This is a genomic window from Arthrobacter sp. efr-133-TYG-118 (genome assembly GCF_030209755.1).
Lineage (GTDB): Bacteria > Actinomycetota > Actinomycetes > Actinomycetales > Micrococcaceae > Arthrobacter.
Genome location: NZ_JARVRH010000018.1, coordinates 38,727 through 56,331, shown reverse-complemented (window position 1 = coordinate 56,331; position 17,605 = coordinate 38,727). Strand labels below are relative to the sequence as shown.

At 63.7% G+C, this 17,605-nt stretch carries 16 protein-coding genes; 10 read left to right on the top strand and 6 right to left on the bottom strand.

Translation table 11 applies throughout. From position 1 onward, the window contains the following. Positions 1-2: 2 nt before the first annotated feature. Together QRN59_RS15260 and QRN59_RS15255 are read left to right on the top strand one after the other, a co-directional pair. Positions 3-866 carry a CHAD domain-containing protein gene (locus tag QRN59_RS15260; RefSeq protein ID WP_284983344.1) on the top strand — a complete coding sequence of 288 codons (864 nt, stop codon included), beginning with the start codon at positions 3-5 and terminating at the stop codon, positions 864-866. A 209-nt stretch (positions 867-1,075) separates the two neighbouring features. Next, positions 1,076-1,276 carry a YegP family protein gene (locus tag QRN59_RS15255; protein ID WP_284983343.1) on the top strand — a complete coding sequence of 67 codons (201 nt, stop codon included), beginning with the start codon at positions 1,076-1,078 and terminating at the stop codon, positions 1,274-1,276. Positions 1,277-1,346: 70 nt separating this feature from the next. On the opposite strand, the gene QRN59_RS15250 is transcribed toward QRN59_RS15255, so the two are convergent. The 4 genes from QRN59_RS15250 to QRN59_RS15235 form a co-directional block, all read right to left on the bottom strand. Then, positions 1,347-2,027: an NUDIX hydrolase gene (locus QRN59_RS15250; protein ID WP_284983342.1), complete on the bottom strand. Its 681-nt coding sequence runs from the start codon at positions 2,025-2,027 to the stop codon at positions 1,347-1,349. Next, positions 2,024-2,815 (bottom strand): endonuclease III, encoded by a 792-nt coding sequence (gene nth / locus QRN59_RS15245; RefSeq protein ID WP_284983341.1) that lies wholly within the window; start codon positions 2,813-2,815, stop codon positions 2,024-2,026. Before nth ends, QRN59_RS15250 begins: the two co-directional genes overlap by 4 nt. 11 nt (positions 2,816-2,826) lie before the next feature. After that, positions 2,827-4,047, bottom strand: coding sequence for an MFS transporter (locus tag QRN59_RS15240; RefSeq protein ID WP_284983340.1), 1,221 nt, complete (start codon positions 4,045-4,047; stop codon positions 2,827-2,829). 232 nt (positions 4,048-4,279) lie between these two features. Then, entirely contained in the window at positions 4,280-5,047 is a 768-nt protein-coding gene (locus QRN59_RS15235) for a TM2 domain-containing protein (RefSeq protein WP_284983339.1), read from the bottom strand. Between the two features lie 436 nt (positions 5,048-5,483). On the opposite strand from QRN59_RS15235, the gene QRN59_RS15230 reads away from it, so the two are divergent. The 7 genes from QRN59_RS15230 (at position 5,484) to QRN59_RS15200 (ending at position 14,110) form a co-directional block, all read left to right on the top strand. Then, on the top strand, positions 5,484-5,741 hold the full coding sequence (locus QRN59_RS15230; RefSeq protein WP_284983338.1) for a hypothetical protein: 258 nt from the start codon (positions 5,484-5,486) through the stop codon (positions 5,739-5,741). A 10-nt stretch (positions 5,742-5,751) separates the two neighbouring features. Next, positions 5,752-7,797 (top strand): acetate--CoA ligase, encoded by a 2,046-nt coding sequence (gene acs / locus QRN59_RS15225; protein ID WP_284983337.1) that lies wholly within the window; start codon positions 5,752-5,754, stop codon positions 7,795-7,797. A 198-nt stretch (positions 7,798-7,995) separates the two neighbouring features. Next, positions 7,996-9,312, top strand: coding sequence for an ABC transporter substrate-binding protein (locus tag QRN59_RS15220; protein WP_284983336.1), 1,317 nt, complete (start codon positions 7,996-7,998; stop codon positions 9,310-9,312). 14 nt (positions 9,313-9,326) lie between these two features. Continuing rightward, positions 9,327-10,328: a carbohydrate ABC transporter permease gene (locus QRN59_RS15215; protein WP_284983335.1), complete on the top strand. Its 1,002-nt coding sequence runs from the start codon at positions 9,327-9,329 to the stop codon at positions 10,326-10,328. Continuing rightward, positions 10,325-11,236, top strand: coding sequence for a carbohydrate ABC transporter permease (locus QRN59_RS15210; protein ID WP_284983334.1), 912 nt, complete (start codon positions 10,325-10,327; stop codon positions 11,234-11,236). The genes QRN59_RS15215 and QRN59_RS15210 overlap by 4 nt, the downstream gene beginning before the upstream one ends. A gap of 5 nt (positions 11,237-11,241) precedes the next feature. Next, positions 11,242-13,302 (top strand): beta-galactosidase, encoded by a 2,061-nt coding sequence (locus QRN59_RS15205; protein WP_284983333.1) that lies wholly within the window; start codon positions 11,242-11,244, stop codon positions 13,300-13,302. Between the two features lie 28 nt (positions 13,303-13,330). Continuing rightward, positions 13,331-14,110 carry a DeoR/GlpR family DNA-binding transcription regulator gene (locus QRN59_RS15200; RefSeq protein ID WP_284983332.1) on the top strand — a complete coding sequence of 260 codons (780 nt, stop codon included), beginning with the start codon at positions 13,331-13,333 and terminating at the stop codon, positions 14,108-14,110. 87 nt (positions 14,111-14,197) lie between these two features. Here the strand turns inward: QRN59_RS15200 and QRN59_RS15195 are convergent, their stop codons facing one another. Next, positions 14,198-15,217, bottom strand: coding sequence for a LacI family DNA-binding transcriptional regulator (locus tag QRN59_RS15195; RefSeq protein ID WP_284983331.1), 1,020 nt, complete (start codon positions 15,215-15,217; stop codon positions 14,198-14,200). A 13-nt stretch (positions 15,218-15,230) separates the two neighbouring features. Next, a complete protein-coding gene (locus QRN59_RS15190) occupies positions 15,231-16,433 on the bottom strand; it encodes a Gfo/Idh/MocA family protein (protein ID WP_284983330.1) in 1,203 nt (400 codons plus the stop codon). Between the two features lie 228 nt (positions 16,434-16,661). On the opposite strand from QRN59_RS15190, the gene QRN59_RS15185 reads away from it, so the two are divergent. Beyond that, positions 16,662-17,603: a carbohydrate ABC transporter permease gene (locus QRN59_RS15185; RefSeq protein ID WP_284983329.1), complete on the top strand. Its 942-nt coding sequence runs from the start codon at positions 16,662-16,664 to the stop codon at positions 17,601-17,603. Positions 17,604-17,605: the final 2 nt, after the last annotated feature.

Below are 17,605 nucleotides of genomic sequence, written 5' to 3'. Positions count from 1 at the left end.
CCGTGGGAAACAAAGGCCAGGCCCCACTGGCTGCATACATTGGCTTCCAACTGACGGAGTTGGAGGCACAACTGCCGCTGATCGCAGCGGCAGATCCGGAAGCCGTACACAACGCCAGGCTTGCCCTTCGCCGGCTCCGTTCAGTGCTCAGCTGTTATCGCGGCATGATCCCGAAACTCCCCCGGCCGGCCCGCGAGGAAGTCAGTTGGCTCGCAACTTCACTCGGCGAGTCCCGGGACGCCTATGTCCTGGCGCAGAGGATCCGGCTATCCCTTGACACAAAGGATTCATGGAAAAGCCCCGAGGCCGTGCGCCTGGCCGTGGAGGAACTGGAAGCGTCCAGCGCCCGGCTGGCCGCTTCCCTTGGCGGGCGCAAGCGCAGCAAGCGAACAGTTCGTGCTGCAAGGGCTGCGCTATTGGAAGTGCCTGCCGCAAGGGAATACAAGCACCCGACGGCGGACCTTGCGGAGCGGCTCCAGACACGGTGGGAGCGCTTGCAGCACAGCCTCGCGGAGCAAGCGGGCAGCAGCGACCCGGAGGTGCGCAACTCTGCGCTCCACCAGGCTCGCAAAGACGTCAAGTGTCTCCGCTACTCGGTGGAAGCCGTTGCGGACGCCTTCAGCCATCACGCTTCCGGTGTGATCCAGCCGGCCATCGGCCTGCAGCGGCTGTTGGGCGAGCAACATGACGCCGTAGTGGCCGGCGAATGGATCAGGGAACTGGCGAAAAACCCCGGCATTGAAACGGAAGATGTCCAAAGGCTGGAGTCGATGGAAGTCCGCAGGCGACTCAACGCGGAGGAAGAGTTCCGGATGGCGATCGCCGAATTCCCGGTTCCGGCGCCGAGGCGCGCACTGATCTTTTGAAGTCCGGAACCATAGCCCCCCAACGGGGCCGAAAGCGAGTCATAAGGCGGAAACGAAGCTGGCATGACTCAGGCAAGTAATATACCCCAAAGTAACTTCAGCGCTCCCTTCCTTCTGGATAGTCTCGCCTTATGGCGTTCGAAGTGAGGGGCGCCACAGTGCAAAGACGCACTCACTGTGCGGGCAGTAAACAAGGGGGAACAGCAACGATGGCTGGACGATTCGAAATTCTCAAGGACGGCGAAGACGGCTACCGATTCCGGCTGGTGACAGCCGACGGAACGCTGGTGGCGGAGTCTCCGCAGTTTAAACAGCTGAAGGCCGTGTCGGCCGGCATCACCGCCGTGCGGGAAAATGCCGCCACGGGCATCGTCGTGGATCTTTCAAAAACAGCCCCGCACGCAGCGTAGCGCGAGCCGGCGGCGCTCGGCGGACCAGTGGCGCCCCCTGCGGGGGCCGGCGGCGCACCTACAGCGCGAGCTAAATCTCTATCTCGAGCAGGCGGTCCGCATCCCATGGAACAGTCCACCCCAGCGCGTCGAACAGGCCGCTGAGCACCATCCCGGTGAAACCCCAGACCACGAGTCCATTGACTTGGAAGACGGGGCTTGAGAAGGTCCGGCCAAGTCGTGTGAGCGTCCCCGTGTATCGGTTGTCGGGATCAAGGAGGTCCCGCACCGGAACTCGGAACACTTGCGCGGATTCGGCGTAGTCCACCACCCTCACAGGCGAGGGCGACGTCCACCACGCCAGGACCGGTGTGACCACAAAGTTGCTGCGGATCAGGCCAAGTTCCGGCATGACACCCAGCACCTGCACGCCGCCACTGTCCAGGCCGGTTTCCTCCACTGCTTCCCTGAGGGCTGCCGCCACTGCTGACTCATCCCCGGGATCGATGCTGCCACCGGGGAACGCCACCTGCCCCGGATGGTCGTCCAGGGTGTGGGCGCGTTCCAGAAGCAACACGTCCAAATCCGCCGGGGCCACCGGTTTCCCGGATTGGGCTGGGACGTCGTCCAAGACGCCGAAGAGCATAAGCACGGCCGCTTTTCGCGCCTTGTCCGGATCTACTGTTGCGGCGGCAATCCGCGGATCAGGGCCCGGATGCAGGCCGGAATCAATCCTGGTGATGAGGCTGACGAGGTCCTCGAGCGCGGTCATGCCGGTCTCCTTTGCGATTCCATCCGAATCTCGGCCGCGCGGTGGGTCTCGGCAAGCAGCTTTGCGAGAAGCGCTTCGTTGCCCGGCGCCAGTTCGTATTTGAGCAACTTGGCCGCTTTGACGGGATCCTTTTCGCCTTCGCCATAACTCGGGCACCAGTTGGCCACCGCGCACGCTCCGCACGCCGGCCGGCGCGCATGGCAAACCCTGCGGCCGTGGAAAACCACGCGGTGGGACAGCATGGTCCAGTCCTTGGGCTCGAACAGCTCCGCGACGTCGAACTCGATCTTCACCGGGTCCTCGGACGTCGTCCAGCCAAACCTGCGCGCCAGCCTGCCAAAATGCGTGTCCACCGTGATTCCCGGAACGCCGAAAGCGTTGCCGAGCACGACGTTCGCCGTTTTGCGCCCGACGCCGGGAAGTGTCACCAGATCTTCGAGCCGGCCGGGAACCTCGCCGTCGAACTCGTCCACCAAGCGTGTGCTGAGCGCCAGGACGTTCTTCGCCTTCGCACGGAAGAAACCGGTGGGCTGCAGGATCGCCTCGAGCTCCGCAATCTCGGCTTCGGCCATGCTCCGGGCATCCGGATAGCGCGCGAACAGGATCTTGGTGACCTGGTTGACCAGGACATCCGTGGTCTGGGCGGACAGCACGGTGGCCACTACCAGCTCGAACGGGTTCCGGAAATCAAGCTCAGCGTGGGCGTAGGGGTAGAGCTCAGCAAGCGCCTTGTTGATTTTGCGCGCACGCCGCTTCAAAGCCAGCGGGGTTTCGACGACGGTGTCCACGGCCAGCCGGGTTAACCGCGTTCGATGTGGCTGAGATCGCGCAGGACGCCCACTTTGCCGTCAGTATCCTGCACGAGGAATTCCTCGCCGCGGTCTTCGAGGGCCAGGACCCACGCGCCCGGTTCGATGGTGAAGGAGGGCATTCCTGTGTGCTCGTCGACAACGACGCGGGGATGGGCCACGGCGAACCAGAATGCCTCGTACCCGGAGTCGTGCTCGGATTCGTCCCTTCGCGTGGCTGGATCAACGGTGGCGCCGATGGTCTGGTGCACGCGGGGCTGATCGACCGTGCCGATGTGCTGGGTGGCGGGCCCGGCGCCGGTGTCCGGGCCGCCGACGATTGGCGTAGCCATGGTGGCAGCAGGCAGGTGCTTGGGCTCCTCGGGTGTGGGGGCCGGCGCCTCCCGACCGCCGTCTGCGACCGCAGCCTCTGTGGACTCGGCAGGTACGACGGCGGCGTGTCCGGCGAGTGCGACGGCGGCGGGTGCGGTGGCAAGGGCTTCCCCGGCCAGCGCAGGGGCAGCGGCCTCGGTGGCGGCGGCCTCAGGGGCGGCGACGCGTGCAGCACGGGCCGGCACGGCAGCGATCTCCGCTGACGCAGGGCTGGCGGGTCCCGGGCTGGCGGGTGCCGGCTCAGGCTTGGCCGGCTTCGGCACGGCAGGCTTACGGGTTGGAATGGCCGATTCCCGGGCCACAACGTGTGCGGGCTGTTCAGCCCTGTCCTTGAAATCGTCGCGGAGAAGCGGCAGGTGGGGAGCCAGGACCGTCGCGGCCAGAAGTCCTACCGAGCCAATAAGTCCGACGAGCACGAAAACGGTAAACGCGCCTGCCGCAGACAGGAAGAACAGGGTCAGGGCGAACGACGCCACGACGGAAGAGAACTGGTCAGTCGAGAGGGAACCGATTCTCACAATGTTCCCCGGCTGCAGGCGGCGGGCAACGAACAGAGCGGCAACAACGAGGGGAAGAATGATGCCCAGTGCCAGAAAGAATAGGTTGTCCAAATTCCATAGGTTGTAGCGCCCGCCAAACATCGGCAGGAGGGAACCCACAAACATCAGCAAGGTGGAACCGAAAACGGTCACGTCCCGGATAGTGAACGGACCCAGAACGGCTTGGTACTTCGGGGAGGTCATGCTGCCGGGCTCTGGCGCCCCGGATCCAGCTGCTGCTTCGGGGGCCGATCCTGGCGCCTGTGCGCCGTTCTTCGGACCTAGGCTCGTCTGGTTCATGTGCAAATCTCCTTAGTACGGCGGTGTTCCGGACGCTGCTTCCCAAGGGTGCACCCAGTATTTTCCGGGCCGGACCGGGCGGCAAGTTTTCGCGTCTCGAGACCTCTTCAGCCTATGCCACCCGTCTGACAGTCCACTAGTTGAAGCCACTACGAAGGCTGGGCGCGGACGCGAGAAAACGCAGAATGGCTCCGCACCAGTGATCCGTGCGGAGCCATTGTGCAGCTTAAAGCTACTGCGGGGTCACCTGGAGACGCGCAGCCTCCTGCAGAAGCGGCGTCGTGATGATGACAGTCGATGTGCCCGGCGCGATGTCGAAGGCGACGTTGCCGCGAGCCTTGTCGCCAGGGAGGATAACACCGGAGCCGAGTGCGCCGTCGACAAACATCTCAACGTCGCCTTTGCGGCCGTCCGCATCCTTCGCCTCAAAGTACAACGGGTTCGAGGAGGTCTTGCCCTTCTCGGTCTCCCACAGAACGTCGAGGATCAGGTATCCGCCATTCTTGGCGGGCGAGTTCAGGGTCGCGTTCGCCGTCGCCGAGTACTTGGCCGACACGATAGTCACCTTGGCGACGTTGCCATCGCCCATGTCTACGGACATTGGCTGGCCGACTGTGTATCCGGCGGGTGCCGCAGCAGTCGTAGCCCCGGAATTCGAGGCAGGAGATGCGGCTGGCACGACAGCAGCAGACCCGCTCGGCGCGGTGGAGGCACCCCCTCTGGCAATGTTGAAGACGATACTCAAGAGAATCAACGCCAAGGTCACGATCAAGGCCACCGTCTTGTGCTTTTCGTAGCCAGCCAGCTTGTAGCCCTGTTTGTCGGTCTGCTTGTTCGTCAGAAGCAGGATCAGGTCAATCAGCGACCAAATACCCAGACCGCCAAGCGTGACCAACTTCAGAATGCCTGTGCCGATCTTGCCCAAGTAGAACCGGTCAACGCCGAGTCCGCCAAGCAGAAGTGCCAATAGCCAGGCTGTCAGGAATGACTTGTTGCTCACGAATTGTCCACCGGGGACGGCGCCAGGGTAACCCGCAGGTGCTCCCGGGTATCCGGGATATCCCGTCGGTGCTCCCGGGTATCCGGGATATCCCGTCGGTGCTCCCTGGTACCCGGGATACTGTCCGGATTTCTGTGCCGGTCCTCCCGCGTAAGGTCCGGGTTGTGGTGAGCCGGGGGCCGGGTATCCGGCGGGAGGCCCTGCAGGAGGGGTGTTCTGACTCATTGGGGGGTCCTTTCGATGGGCGCGACATTGCGCCTTGCGGAATAAGTGTGATGCGGGCGTTCCGCTGCAGTGTTAGCCGTTGCGGACGATGAATGGCTTCCCGTTGTGGGACGCGGCGTAGGTGGCGCTGTGCTCTATGGCGGGCTCATGTGGTGCTCGCTTCCCCCAAGAAATGAGTGGCTCTAGCCGCCCAACAAGCAAAGGCTACTGAGTGACCGACTTCGTGTCCACCAAATTGGTTAATCAGCGCCCGGGTCAAGAGCCTTCGTCGCCGTTCGGCGCGAATCACCAGCCGCTCACGGTCCAGATTGTGACCGCAGACACTTGTTGTCGGCTCAAAACGCTAAGGTGGGTTCCGGAAAAGCTCTTTGCGGAATCCCGCGAGATGCCGCAGCCCAACGCCGTGCATGATTGGCGCCGCGGGGCGGCCTCGCTGCGGGACTACCGCGCGGCAGAGATCGATGAATGATGAGGTTCACATGTCCCAGGACGCCAATGGATCGACGACCACCGCTGCACCCGGATCCGACGGGGCAGGCAACGGCGATGCCCTTGAAAATCTTCTCCATGAGGACCGGAAGTTCGCGCCGAGCGCCGGGTTCGCTGCGAATGCGGTGGTCGGCGCCGGGGTGTATGCGGAAGCGGAGGCGGACCGTCCGGCGTTCTGGGCGAGGCAGGCCCGGTTGCTGCTGGACTGGGACACGGACTTCACCGAGGCGCTGGATTGGTCCGAGCCGCCGTTCGCGAAGTGGTTCGTCGGCGGGCGGGTCAATGCCGCGTACAACGCATTGGACCGGCATGTGGAGAACGGGCTCGGGGACCGGGTGGCGATCTTCTTCGAGGGCGAACCGGGCGACACCCGCACGTACACGTACGCGCAGCTGACCGAGGAGGTCAAGAAAGCCGCGAACGCGTTCGAGTCCCTGGGCGTGGCGAAGGGCGACCGGGTGGCGGTGTATTTGCCGATGATCCCGGAAGCGGTGATCACGATGCTGGCCTGCGCCCGGATCGGGGCCGTGCATTCGGTGGTGTTCGGCGGGTTCTCCGCCGATGCCCTGCGCTCCAGGATCGATGACGCCCAGGCCAGGCTCGTGGTGACCGCGGACGGCACCTACCGGCGCGGCAAGCCCAGCCCGCTCAAGCCCGCCGTGGACCAGGCCCTGACCGCCCCAGGACATTCGGTGGAGCATGTCGTGGTGGTCAGGCGCAACGGCCAGGACGTGGACTGGGTCCAGGGCCGGGACCGGTGGTGGGAGGACACCGTCGGGGCCGCCTCGGCGGAGCACACCGCCGTGGGGCATGATGCCGAACACCCGCTCTTCATCCTGTATACCTCCGGGACCACGGGCAAGCCCAAGGGCATCCTGCACACCACCGGCGGGTACCTGACCCAGACTGCGTACACGCACCGGGCGGTCTTTGACCTGCACCCGGAAACGGACGTGTTCTGGTGCACCGCCGACGTCGGCTGGGTCACCGGCCACTCCTACGTCGCCTACGCGCCGCTGGTCAACGGCGCCACCCAGGTCATGTACGAGGGGACCCCGGATTCCCCGCACCAGGGCCGCTGGTGGGAAATCGTTCAAAAGTACAAGGTCTCCATCCTCTACACCGCCCCCACGGCGATCCGGACGTTCATGAAGTGGGGCAAGGAGATCCCGGGCCGGTACGATCTGTCCTCGATCCGGGTCCTGGGCTCGGTGGGGGAACCGATCAACCCCGAGGCGTGGATGTGGTACCGGGAGGTCATCGGCGCCAACGCCGGAAACCACGGGGAGAAGAAGGAGGACCCGGCCCCGATCGTGGACACCTGGTGGCAGACCGAGACCGGGGCGCAGATGATCGCGCCCCTGCCCGGGGTCACGGCGACCAAGCCGGGCTCGGCGCAGGTCCCCCTGCCGGGCATCGCGATCGACGTCGTGGACGAAGCGGGCGAGTCCGTCCCGGACGGGCACGGCGGCTACCTCGTGGTCCGCGAGCCCTGGCCGGCCATGCTGCGCGGGATCTGGGGGGACCCGGAACGGTTCAAGGAGACCTACTGGTCCCGGTTCGAGGGCATGTACTTCGCCGGCGACGGCGCCAAGAAGGACGAGGACGGCGACATCTGGCTCCTGGGCCGGGTGGATGACGTGATGAACGTCTCCGGGCACCGGCTCTCCACCACCGAAATCGAATCCGCCCTCGTGTCCCACCCGTGGGTGGCCGAGGCCGCCGTCGTCGGGGCCACCGACGAAACCACCGGCCAGGCCGTGGTCGCGTTCGTGATCCTGCGCGAATCCGCCCCGTCGGGACAGGACAGCGGCGACGCGACCGTGACCGAACTCCGCAACCACGTCGGCAAGGAAATCGGCCCCATCGCCAAACCCCGTCACATCCTCGTGGTCCCCGAACTGCCCAAAACCCGGTCCGGGAAAATCATGCGCCGCCTCCTCAAAGACGTCGCCGAAGGCCGCGAACCCGGAGACGCCACCACCCTCTCGGACCCCACCATCATGGCCCAAATCGCCGAGTCGCTGAAGAAGTAGGCTCTGGCCCAAACAAGCAAAGCCCCTCAGGCCAGCAGGCTAAGGCGGCGGTTCTCTCCAAGGAGGACCGCCGCTTCTGTCTTAAAACCCTCCGTCGCAAGAATGTTATATTTAGTGCTTTCATGTTCTCTTTTGAGCGGTTATAGTCGAGTTCTACGTGAGAAACCTCACAAGCACCACGCTTTCAAGGGAGAGAACATGGCAGCGAATCTTGACCCGTTCCAGTCGGCCCACAATGCTGGCCCTGGACGCCGCACCATCCTGAAAACGCTCGGTATCGGCGCTGCGGGGCTCGCCGGCATTCCACTGCTGGCTGCCTGCACCGGCGGCTCCGGGCCGGCTCCCGGAGCCACCTCGAACAGCCTGACCTTCGGCTCGGGTTCCTCGGACGACGTTCCCAAGGCCGCCTACAAAGCCGTCACCGATGCCTTCACCAAGAAGTCCGGCATCGCGGTGGCCACCAATGTCGTCCCGCACAACGACTTCCAGAACAAGATCAACTCCTACCTCCAGGGCAGCCCGGACGATGCCTTCACGTGGTTCGCCGGCTACCGCATGCAGTACTACGCGGGCAAGGGCCTCCTGGCTCCCGTAGATGACGTGTGGGCAACGATCGGCAGCAACTTCTCCGACGCCATGAAGAAGGCCTCCACCGGGCCGGACGGCAAGATGTACCTGGTCCCCAACTACAACTACCCCTGGGGCTTCTTCTACCGGAAGAGTTTCTGGGCCGAAAAGGGCTACGCGGTCCCCAAGACGTTCGATGAGCTGAAGACCTTGGCCACCAAGATGAGATCCGACGGCATCATCCCCATCGGCTTCGCCGACAAGGACGGCTGGCCGGCCATGGGCACCTTCGACTACATCAACATGCGCCTCAATGGCTACCAATTCCATGTGGACCTGACCGCCCACAAGGAAAGCTGGGACCAGAAGAAGGTCAGCGATGTCTTCGACACCTGGAAGGCCCTCCTGCCGTTCCAAGACCCCAATGCCCTCGGCCAGACGTGGCAGGACGCCGCCAAGGCCCTCGAAGCCAAGAAGACCGGAATGTACCTGTTGGGTTCGTTCGTGACCCAGCAGTTCACGGATCCCGCCGTGCTGGCGGACATCGATTTCTTCCCGTTCCCGGAAATCGCCGTGGAAGGCACCGACGCCGTCGAAGCCCCCATCGACGGACTGCTCCTCTCCAAGAAGGGCGGCGACAACAAGGCAGCGCACGACTTCCTGGCGTTCATGGGATCCGCCGAAGGCCAGAACGCGTACTCAGCCGTGGATGGCTCCAACATCGCCACCGTCAAGGGCGCCGACACGTCAAAGTTCACCCCGCTGAACAAGAAGTGCGCGGACACCATCGCCAATGCCAAGTACATCAGCCAGTTCCTGGACCGGGACGCCCTCCCTGCCATGGCCAACAACGTGATGATCCCCGCGCTGCAGTCCTTCATCAAGGACGGCACCGTGGACGTCAAGAACCTTGAAGCGCAGGCCAAGACCCTTTACGCAGCCCAGTAGCTGAAGGAATACCCATGAGTACTACCGCCGAGAAACCGGCAGCACCGGACAGCGAGCCCGGTGCTGCCGGGCGAATCACGGTCAAGGGCCAGCCCGGCACCGGCCGGCGGACCGGCAAAGCAGGCAGGGTCCGCCGCCTCACCCGGCGCGACAAATTCATCCTCGCGATCATGGTGGGCGTGCCTACCCTGATCCAGCTCCTGCTGGTCTGGCTGCCCACGCTCTTCTCCATTGCGCTGAGCTTCACCCGCTGGAACGGCCTGGACCTGAAGGACATCAAGGCCGCAGGGACGGACAACTACCGCTACGTGGTCCAGGACTATCCCCCATTCTGGCCTGCCATTCAACACAACGTCCTGTGGCTCGTCTTCCTGGCCCTGATCGCAACCCCCCTCGGCCTGCTGCTGGCCGTACTTCTGGACCAGAAGATCCGCGGCAGCAAGATCTACCAGAGCATCTTCTTCACCCCCGTCATGTTGTCGTTGGCCCTCATCGGCATCATCTGGCAGCTGTTCTACAACCGCGACAGCGGGCTTCTGAACTACCTCCTGGGCACGGCGGGCACACCGCAGGCCGTGGACTGGTTTGGAGATTCCAACGTCAATATCTGGGCGGCCATGGTTGCAGCTACGTGGCGTCACGCGGGCTACGTCATGATCCTGTACTTGGCCGGGCTCAAGGGCGTGGACCCCTCGCTGAGGGAAGCGGCGTCGATCGACGGCGCCAATGCGGCGCAGACGTTCTTCCGCATCGTCTTCCCGGCAATGCGCCCCGTGAACATCGTGATCGTGGTGATCACGATCATCGAGTCGCTACGTGCCTTCGACATTGTGTACGTCATCAACCGAGGGACCAACGGCCTTGAATTGATCAGCGCCCTGGTGATCCAGAACTTGATCGGCGAAGGCCAGGTGATCGGGGTCGGCTCGTCCCTCGCGGTGATTCTTCTGGTCGTCTCGCTGATCCCCATCGTTTTCTACCTCATCCGCACCTTCGGCAAGGAGAGCAAGGCATGAGCACCCTCGCCAACCCCATCCCGCGCGCAACGGCAGCCGCAGGCGCAACCCGGAACTCCGGCAAGCGCCACTACGGAACCCATATTTTCCTGACTGTCATGGCAATCATGTGGCTGATTCCGCTGGGTTGGTCCTTGTTCACGGCGTTGCGTCCCAAGGCGGATACGGACAAATTCGGCTACTTCAGCCTTGGCGGCACCTTCAATTTCGACAACTTCATCCAGGCCTGGACCCAGGGCGGATTCTCGAAGTACCTCCTGAACTCGGTGATCATCACCGTTCCGTCGGTGCTCCTGACGCTGTTCTTTGCCTCGATGATGGCGTTCGCCGTCTCCAGGGTGAGCTGGAAATTCAACGTCACGCTTCTGATCATGTTCACGGCAGGCAACCTCCTGCCCCCGCAGGTCCTTGCGGCCCCGTTGTTCGAGATGTTCAAACATGTCACGCTGCCGTACTCCTTCAGCGATTCCGGCAATCTGCTCAACACCTACATCTCGGTGATCGCCGTGGACACGGCATTCCAGATCGGGTTTTGCACTTTCGTGCTTTCCAACTACATGAAGGCCCTCTCGTCCGACCTGACGGAGGCCGCGCTGGTGGACGGCGCCGGGATCTGGCGGCAGTACTGGAACATCATCCTGCCGCTGTGCCGGCCCGCCCTCGCGGCGCTCGGAACCCTGGAAGTCATCTTCATCTACAACGACTTCTTCTGGCCGCTTCTCTTCATCCAAAGCGGTAACCGGCTGCCGATCACGACTGCCATCAATAACCTGCAGGGCGAGTTCCTCAGCAACTACAACCTGCTGGCGGCCGGCGCCACCATCACCGTGATACCCACCCTGATCATCTACCTCGTGCTGCAGCGCCAATTCGTGGCCGGTCTAACTCTCGGTTCCAGCAAAGGATAAAACGCATGGCAATGGATTACATCGTCGACGAGTTGGGCGGCCGGATTGCGTTCGGCGGCGACTACAACCCCGAACAATGGCCCGAAGAGGTCTGGAAACACGACGTCGCCCTCATGAAGGAAGCCGGGGTGAACCTGGTCAGTGTCGGCATCTTCAGTTGGGCCCTTCTGGAGCCCGAAGAAGGCCGGTACGAGTTCGGCTGGCTGGACAGGATCCTTGACCTGCTCCACACCAACGGCATCAGTGTGGATCTCGCGAACGCGAGCGCTTCGCCCCCGCCCTGGTTCAGCCGCAAGTACCCCGATTCACTCCCGGTGGATGCCGACGGCGTCCGGCAAAGTTACGGTTCGCGCCAGGCCTTCGCGGCGTGCTCGCCGGACTATCGCCGGGCGGCAGCAGCCCTGACGACGGCGATCGTGCAGCGCTACGCGGGGCACCCCGCCGTCGTGATGTGGCATGTCCACAACGAGTACGGCTGCCACAACCAACCGGACTTCGGCCCCCACGCGGAGCGTGGCTTCCAGGAGTGGCTCCAAGCCAGGTACGGGAGCCTGGACGCGCTCAACGACGCCTGGGGCACGGCCTTCTGGTCCCAGCATTACTACGACTGGGCCGAGATCCTGCCGCCGCGCCGTTCGGGAACGTGGGTGAACCCCACGCAGCAACTGGATTTCGCGAGGTTCTCCTCCGATGCCCTTCTTGAGTGCTTCAACGCAGAGGCAGACATCATCAGGGCATATTCGAAGCACCCGGTGACCACCAATTTCATGGGCTTCACCATGGGCCTGAGCGCCCCAGTGGACTACTGGCGCTGGTCCGAGCACATGGATGTCGTGTCCAATGACCACTATCTGATTGCGGCCGACGAACGGAACTTCCAGGAACTCGCCATGACGGCGGACCTCACCCGCGGCTGGGCGCAAGGCAAGCCATGGCTCCTGATGGAACACTCCACCTCGGCAGTCAACTGGCAACCCCGCAATGTGGCCAAAGCGCCGGGCGAAATGCTGCGCAACTCCCTGCAGCACGTGGCCCGCGGAACCGATGGCGTGTTGTTCTTCCAATGGCGGGCCTCCCGTGCCGGGGCCGAAAAATACCACTCCGGACTGGTCCCCCACGCCGGTCGTGACAGCAAAGTATGGCGCGAAGTGGTGGAGCTTGGCCATGCGCTCGAGAGCATTTCGGAGGTGGCCGGCTCCACCGTCCAGGCCAAAGCCTGCATCATCCACGACACCGACGCCCGCTGGGGCACCGAACTGGACTCGCACCCCAGCGAGGACGCACGGAACCTCCCGGAAACGCGGCGCTGGCACGACGCCCTGTACCGGGCCGGCGTCACGACGGACATCCGGCAAAGCACCGATGACCTTTCCGCCTACAAACTGGTGATCGCGCCCATGCTCTACCTGGTCACGGATGAAGGCGCGGCAAGGCTCCATGGGTATGTCGAAGCCGGCGGAACCCTGGTGATCACCTATTTCTCCGGAATCGTCGACGAAAACGACCACATCCGCATGGACCCGGTCAACGGAGGCGGTTATCCCGGGGCATTCTCCGAACTGCTCGGCGTGAGCATGGAGGAATTCTTCCCCCTGCGTTCCGGCGATACCGTGGGCTTGAGCCGCTTTGGCTCCGGGACGGTCTGGAGCGAGCTGGGTAAGGCAACCGGGGCGGAGGTTCTGGCCACGTTCGACGGCGGCGCAGGCACAAGCGGCGCAGGCACCGGCGTCGACGGCTCGCCGGCAGTGACCCGCAGGGCGGGATCCGCCGGACGCGGTGCCGCCTACTACGTCGCCACGAGTCTGGGTCGCGCAGGACTGGCCGAACTGGTCCAGCTGCTCTGCTCGGATGCCGGGGTGGAGCCGGTCCTGGGCGTTCAGCCTCCCGAAGACGTGGAAATCGTCCGCAGGAGCAACGGCGCCAAAGACTGGACTTTCGTCATCAACCACAGCGCGCAGGACGTGGAGGTACCGCTCGACGGCGTCGAGCTCCTGAGCGGAACCGCCACCGGAGGTACGCTAAACCTTACTGCCGGAGGCGTCGCCGTCGTCGCCGCTCCCGCCTAGCCACCCGCCGTCCTCCAGAAAGGTTCCGATGCTTCAGGCAGCGCGCCACACCGCCATCGTCGACGCCGTCCAGCGTGAACGGGTTGTCCGTGTCTCGGACCTCGCGCAACTGCTGGGCGTCTCAGCCATGACCGTTCGGCGCGACATCGAATCGCTTGAGGAGTCCGGGCTCGTCGAGCGCATCCACGGCGGTGCCAAGATACCCGGCGACGCCCGGACCCACGAGCCCGGCTTTGAGCTGAAATCCACCCAGTTAATCGAGGAAAAGCACGCAATCGCCGTCGAGGCCGCCACCCTGGTCCACGAGGGCATGGCCGTGGGCCTGAGCGCCGGTACCACCACCTACGAGCTCGCCAAGGTGCTCCTGGAGGGCCCGCGGATCACGGTGGTGACGAACTCCATCAGGATTGCGGATCTCTTCCACAATGCCTCGGGTTCCCGGGAGGGTTTCCCGGTCATCGTGACGGGTGGCGAGCGGACGCCGTCGGACGCTTTGGTGGGTCCCATCGCCACGGCCGCGCTGAAGCAACTGCACCTGGACACCCTTTTCCTCGGTGTCCACGGCATGGATGCGGAGGCCGGATTCACCACGCCGAACCTGCAGGAAGCCGAAACCAACCGGGCCTTCATCAGTGCGGCCCGCAACGTGGTGGTTTTGGCGGACCACAGCAAGTGGGGAACGGTGGGCATCGCCTCGATTGCCCAGCTGGAGGAGGCCGACGTGCTCGTGACGGATTCGCGTCTCGGCGAGGATGCGCGGCGCATCCTCGCCGACGGCGTCGGGAAGCTCAGGATCGCCGCACCTTAGCGTCGGAGGCCCAACTAGCTCGCATTTGTTGTCGTTATGAGCCCTCAAAACGACAACAAATGCGAGCTAGTTGGGCTGGGGAGGGCGCTACGGGCATCCACACGATTGCCGGATGCGGAGCTGGGTGGGGAAGACCCTGTGCTGCGGGGGTTCGTTGCGATTCTCGCCCACCAGCGCGGATACTGCCGCCTCTGCCATCTCCCACACGGGCTGCTCCACCGTGGTCAGGGCCGGCCAGCTGTATTCGGCCTCGATCGAACCGTCGAAGGACGCCACGGCGATATCGTCCGGAACGGACAGGCCGGCCTCGCGGATTGCCCGCAGGAGCCCGATTGCCTGCATATCGGAGCTGGCGAATATCGCCGTCGGGCGGTTGTCCGCGGCCAGGAGGCGTTGTCCGGCAGCATAGCCCCCGGGGCGGTCGAACCCGCCGCGGGCGAGCGGCCCAACCGGGAGTCCGGCAGCTTCGAGCGCCCGCCGCCAACCCTCCTCGCGCCCGTCAGCCTCGTTGTCCGCCGTGATGCCCATGGCGAGTCCAATGTTGGTGTGTCCGTGGCCGATCAAATGTTCCACGGCCAGGCGGGCGCCGGCTTCAAGGTCTACGCCCACGCTGTTGAAACCGGGAGCGACCGAGGCATGGTTCAGCAGGACCGAGCGGATTTCCGTGCCGAAAAGCTCCAGTAGATCGGGTTCGAACATGACGCTGGCCAGGACCACTCCATCAACTTGGCGGTCAGCGAGGTTGCGTATGTGGCGGCGTTCGGAGTCCAGGTTGTTGTCGGAATTCGTCAACAGCAGGGCATATCCGCGCTCGGCGGCAGCCACTTCCACCGCGTGTCCCAGCAGCGCCCAGAACGGGTTGCTGGAGTCGGGAATCACGAGGCCGAGGGTTTGGTTGGACCCCATTTTGAGCGCACGCGCGGCGGCATTCGGCCGGTACCCCAGGATCCGGATGGCCTCCTGGACCTTCGCTTCCGTTGCCGGCGCCACCTTCTTGGGGCCGCCGTTCACCACATAGCTCACGACGGCAGTGCTCACCCCGGCGTACCGGGCCACGTCTTTGCGCGTCACCGGTCCGCGCGGGGTGTGCACTGCCGAAGTAGTCATTGGATCATGCTAGCTACAAAGCCTCCGGAGCATCGCCGAAATCGCGGATGGGAAGCCTCTCGCCGCCGCGGAGGGCGGACTCGTGCGCCACGACGCCGGGAAGCGTGAAGCGCGCCGCCACCCAGGCGTTGACCGGGGGAAGGCTTCGTTTGTTCACGGCCGTGACGAAGTCGTCCACCAGGAACTGGTGGCTGCCTTCGTGCCCGGTGGGGGCTCCCTCGAATTCAACCGGGAGCCGGCCGGCGTCGTGCACCGGAGCGAGCCCGGAGATGAACGCACCGCGAAGTTCGGGGGCCACGTCCGCCAACGAGGGGTCATCGGCCGACATGCTGGGCTTGGTCTCCACTTGGTCCGAGACGTCGAGTACTCCCTCTTTGTCCTGCCACAGCGTGGTGGTGGCCAGCTGTTCAAAGCTTGCTTCCGTGCCGAAGAAGCGGAAGCGCGATTCCCGGATGTGCGAGGGGTAGCCGACGCGGCGCATCTCATTGGTGCGCATCACGCCGCCGTCGTTCATTTCGAACAGCGCAGTGGCGTTGGAGAAGTCATTGTCGAACATGCTGACTTCCTTGTCGAAGACCCCGTCGCCTCGATCGTCCTTGACGCCGATGCAGCTGACGCTCACGGCGTGTCCCGGTATGGCGCCCAGCACGCCTCCGATGGCGTGGGTCGGGTACAGCATGGGCGGGTAGCTTGCAGTTGCTTTCCAGTTTTCGCCGCCGCTGTACTGGTAGGCCTCGTAGAAGCCCAGGTCCATGTCGTGGACGTAGTCGCCTTCGGTGTAGAAGATGCGGCCGAACTTGCCGGCGGCGTGCTGCTTGCGGGCATAGACGGTGGCGGGGTTGTAGAAGCTGGTCTCTCCCATGGCATAGACAAGCTTGGTTTCACGCACGGCGTCGATGATTCCTGCGATCTGCTCCTCGGAGATTGCCATGGGAACGGCCGAATAGACGTGTTTCCCGGCGCGCAGCGCCTTGATCACCAGCGGCCCGTGCGTCCAGCGCTGCGTGAAGATGGCGACGGCGTCGACGTCGGAGGCCAGCAACTCGTCGAAACTGCCCATGGTGCCGTCGAGCCCCAGCTGTTCAACGGCTTTGGAAGCCCGTTCCGGGAGCTCGTCCACAGCATAGACGGCGGAAACCCCGGGGTGGAGCTTGAAGAGGTGGGCAAATTGGCCGCCGAACTGGCCAAGGCCTACTACTCCCATAGAAAACGTCATTGTTAGCCCTTCGATTCAGGTGTGTGGCTTCAGAATGCCCTCGGCGCGCCGGAAGCGGTACGACGAGTGACTCAGGCCAGTGAATCACCGGGATCTACTCGAGTCAACAAAAAGCAAGAAATCCAAAATATTCGAACAAAACTTCACAAACTTACTTGACCGCTTCATATCTACTCGTGTAGATTTCCATCAGTTGTAACCCACATCACAGTCAGGAAAGGGTCGAAGATGACCACCCTTGCCAAACACGCGGAGCCCGCCGCGCTTCCCAAACCGGGCAAACCAGCCAAGTTCGGCATTCGCCGGATCGGTGACTTGAAGATCGCATTGCTCTTCATCTTCCCGGCGATGATCGGCTTCGTTCTTTTCTTCCTCGTCCCCACTATCCGGGGCATCTACCTCAGCTTCACCGAGTACAGCATCCTGGGTGATCCCACCTGGATCGGCTTGAAGAACTACACGACAATCTTCAGCGACGATCTCTTCTGGAACGCCATGGCCGTCACCGTGCAGTACGTGGCACTGAACATCGGCTTCCAGACCGTCATCGCCATCGGACTCGCGCTCCTCATGCACCGCGTGGCCAAATCGACCTTCATCCGCGGCGTCCTGCTGCTGCCGTTCCTGGTGGCGAACGTGATCGTCGCACTGCTCTGGTTCTGGATGCTGGACTACCAGCTGGGCATCGTCAATGAAGTCATCAGCTGGATGGGCCTACCCCGCATCGCTTTCTTCGGCAGCGAACAGTGGGCCATTCCCACCATTGCCTTCGTCAACGTCTGGCGGCACATGGGCTACACCGCCCTGCTGATCTTCGCAGGACTCCAGTCCATCCCCAACCACGTCTACGAAGTAGCCAACCTTGACGGGGCCTCCCCCACCCGCACCTTCTGGAGCATCACCATGCCGCTCCTGCGCCCGGTGCTGGCCCTGGTCCTGGTGGTCACCGTGATCGGTTCATTCCAAGTCTTTGACACCGTGGCTGTCACTACGCAAGGCGGACCTGTCAATGCCTCCCGGGTCATCCAGATGTACATCTACCAGAAGGCGTTCGGCGAGTCCGACTTCGGCTACGCCTCAGCGCTGTCCGTCATTCTCTTCATCATTCTCGCCCTGGTGGCCTTCATCCAGATGAAGTTCCTCAAAGGCAACGAGACGGACCTGGACTAAGG

What these genes read in the sequence shown, in the direction of transcription:
- QRN59_RS15255 (WP_284983343.1), top strand. Translation starts at nt 1,076, where the DNA reads ATGGCTGGACGATTCGAAATTCTCAAGGACGGCGAAGACGGCTACCGA.
- QRN59_RS15250 (WP_284983342.1), bottom strand. Translation starts at nt 2,027, where the DNA reads ATGACCGCGCTCGAGGACCTCGTCAGCCTCATCACCAGGATTGATTCC.
- QRN59_RS15240 (WP_284983340.1), bottom strand. Translation starts at nt 4,047, where the DNA reads ATGAACCAGACGAGCCTAGGTCCGAAGAACGGCGCACAGGCGCCAGGA.
- acs (WP_284983337.1), top strand. Translation starts at nt 5,752, where the DNA reads ATGTCCCAGGACGCCAATGGATCGACGACCACCGCTGCACCCGGATCC.
- QRN59_RS15220 (WP_284983336.1), top strand. Translation starts at nt 7,996, where the DNA reads ATGGCAGCGAATCTTGACCCGTTCCAGTCGGCCCACAATGCTGGCCCT.
- QRN59_RS15215 (WP_284983335.1), top strand. Translation starts at nt 9,327, where the DNA reads ATGAGTACTACCGCCGAGAAACCGGCAGCACCGGACAGCGAGCCCGGT.
- QRN59_RS15210 (WP_284983334.1), top strand. Translation starts at nt 10,325, where the DNA reads ATGAGCACCCTCGCCAACCCCATCCCGCGCGCAACGGCAGCCGCAGGC.
- QRN59_RS15205 (WP_284983333.1), top strand. Translation starts at nt 11,242, where the DNA reads ATGGCAATGGATTACATCGTCGACGAGTTGGGCGGCCGGATTGCGTTC.
- QRN59_RS15200 (WP_284983332.1), top strand. Translation starts at nt 13,331, where the DNA reads ATGCTTCAGGCAGCGCGCCACACCGCCATCGTCGACGCCGTCCAGCGT.
- QRN59_RS15195 (WP_284983331.1), bottom strand. Translation starts at nt 15,217, where the DNA reads ATGACTACTTCGGCAGTGCACACCCCGCGCGGACCGGTGACGCGCAAA.
- QRN59_RS15190 (WP_284983330.1), bottom strand. Translation starts at nt 16,433, where the DNA reads ATGACGTTTTCTATGGGAGTAGTAGGCCTTGGCCAGTTCGGCGGCCAA.
- QRN59_RS15185 (WP_284983329.1), top strand. Translation starts at nt 16,662, where the DNA reads ATGACCACCCTTGCCAAACACGCGGAGCCCGCCGCGCTTCCCAAACCG.